Origin of the sequence: Aestuariivirga sp. (assembly GCF_037139295.1) — a bacterium.
In the GTDB taxonomy this organism is placed as follows: domain Bacteria; phylum Pseudomonadota; class Alphaproteobacteria; order Rhizobiales; family Aestuariivirgaceae; genus Aestuariivirga.
The window spans coordinates 1-1924 of the sequence record NZ_JBAXGR010000271.1 but is presented as its reverse complement, the minus strand read 5'-3'; the positions used below and the strand labels follow the sequence as shown (position 1 = coordinate 1924).

2 protein-coding genes are annotated in these 1924 nt (G+C 58.5%); both read right to left on the bottom strand.

Features of this window, described 5'->3' with window-relative positions; genetic code table 11:
• Nucleotides 1-468 (bottom strand): hypothetical protein (locus WCJ41_RS21810; RefSeq protein ID WP_336907935.1); only part of this gene is annotated, 468 nt, incomplete at its 3' end.
• A gap of 164 nt (nt 469-632) precedes the next feature.
• Nucleotides 633-1412 (bottom strand): hypothetical protein, encoded by a 780-nt coding sequence (locus tag WCJ41_RS21805; RefSeq protein ID WP_336907934.1) that lies wholly within the window; start codon nt 1410-1412, stop codon nt 633-635.
• Between the last annotated feature and the right edge of the window lie 512 nt (nt 1413-1924).

Genomic DNA, 1924 nt, shown 5'->3' with positions numbered 1-1924 from the left:
GAACAACCGCACCAGCGCATTCAATGCCACGCGCAGGTTCCCAATGTCCTCTTCTACCCAATGCATCGCATCCTGATCGGTGCAGATCACACGGTACACAAGCAGCGTCGGCCGGCGAGCACGCGACATGCGGTGCTCGCGGTCGCAAGCATCAAGCACGCTGGTGGCATCAGCAAACCGCCGCTTCACCTTCTCGATAACCTCGAGCACCGGCTCGCTGGGACTGGCACCGAAGATGCCTTCGTTGATCAGCAAGCCTGCCACGGACCGTGGGCTGGGTGACGGCAGCCCCACCGTCGCCTGGTGGTCGCGATAGAGCTGGGCGAACGCCACTCCGGCCTGGTATTGCGTCTCGCTGATCAGCTCGCGGAAGGCCAGACGCCCCAGCGCTGTACCAAGCCTCTCGTCTTTCGCCTGCTCCGCGGTGACACCAAAATGCCGGCGCCGGGCATCGATCACGGTACTCATGGCGTCCATCTCCAGCTGCTGCTTCGTGGCTTTGATGTTTGGATTGTCACTCTAGAAGTCTGAGTGCGCGTGGAGAAGAGACCAGCTCGGATGTGGCGCGACACTGCCGCGGCGCAGCAGCCATGGGGCTCCTTCTCCGATACAATGCCGGTCGCTGCTGCCCTTCAGCCTGACGTGGCGTGCTTGTCCATCACCTCGATTGCGTGTTGCAACGGGCCGGGCGACAGATTGACTAAGCCGCGATTTGGCGTCTCCAGCTCGAGGATCAGGAGAACCGCACCCGATGCGGCACCTGACGACAGTAGGAGCACCATGAAGCTCGTCAGATGCCACGGAGCGAACAGGCCGAAGCTTGCGAACAGCAGGACCAGCCACAAGAGCATCAGCACTATGAGCGCGGCCGGAATTCCATCCAGCCGCTGCTTCACCAGCGCGTAATGCTCCTGAACAATTTTGTTGGACACATCGAGAATGTGCGGCTGCAACCAACGTTGCGTCTCGTCCGCCGGAACCAGCAACGCTGCCCAATTTTCCACTTTCGCCAGGAGCTCCAGCGTATCTTCGTTTTCGATGTTGCGCTGGCTTCCGTCCGGAGGGAATACGTCCTGCAACATGGAATGCGCGTACTGCAGCAGCAAGTCACGGGAGCCATCCGCCTCATGTCCATAGAGGCGCAGCAAGTGTTCCATGCGGATGAGATCGCTGGAGGTTGACATCAGCTGCTCCTGATTTTCCCCAAACGATGTGCTGGCGACGGAGAGCAGAAGGCCAAGAACCAGGGCCGTCAGTGCGCTGACCATCGCCATCGAGTTCGACACCACGTTGCGACTGTCGTTCGTGCGATGCTCCTCCGGTAGTCGTGAGCCGATCCATATTCCGACCAACGCCGCGACAAACACCAGAAACCATGTGACCAAGGCAATGACCAATGGTTGTTCATTCATCTGGCAAGCCCCCAATTCCAATTGTAGCGAGGCCTGGCATTGAGGCAATGCGCTGCGCCGGCTACACTTCCAACTTGAACCCTTCGGCAAAGCCACAGACAAGCATTTTCAGCGGCGCGGCACACGGCCACCACGGTTCAGATGCGGGCATACATAATTGTTCTTACGTATAATACGCAGAGGAGCCATTAGCCTTAGTAGGAGTCCAGCAACCTCCTTCAGTCGCTGGGCGGCAATGGCAGCTTGTATCTGGTGCACTCTGAGTCCTACTTGCGGCTGTTACTGACCATGTGCAGTTGGACGTTCCCTCAAAAGAAAAACCCCTCCGTGGTGCTGGGCACACGCGAAGGGGCTTTGCGTCGGGACTGCAATCCCACAGCCAAGCTAATCCGAAGCTGGAAAGTGTACTAGCTCGTATTTACTCTTACTCACTCGCCTATGCAGGACCAAGGAGTGCTTGGTCCGACTGCCCCCCTGGTGCAGGTCTGGCCGTCTTAACCAGCTATTATATC

What these genes read in the sequence shown, in the direction of transcription:
- WCJ41_RS21805 (WP_336907934.1), bottom strand. Translation starts at nt 1,412, where the DNA reads ATGAATGAACAACCATTGGTCATTGCCTTGGTCACATGGTTTCTGGTG.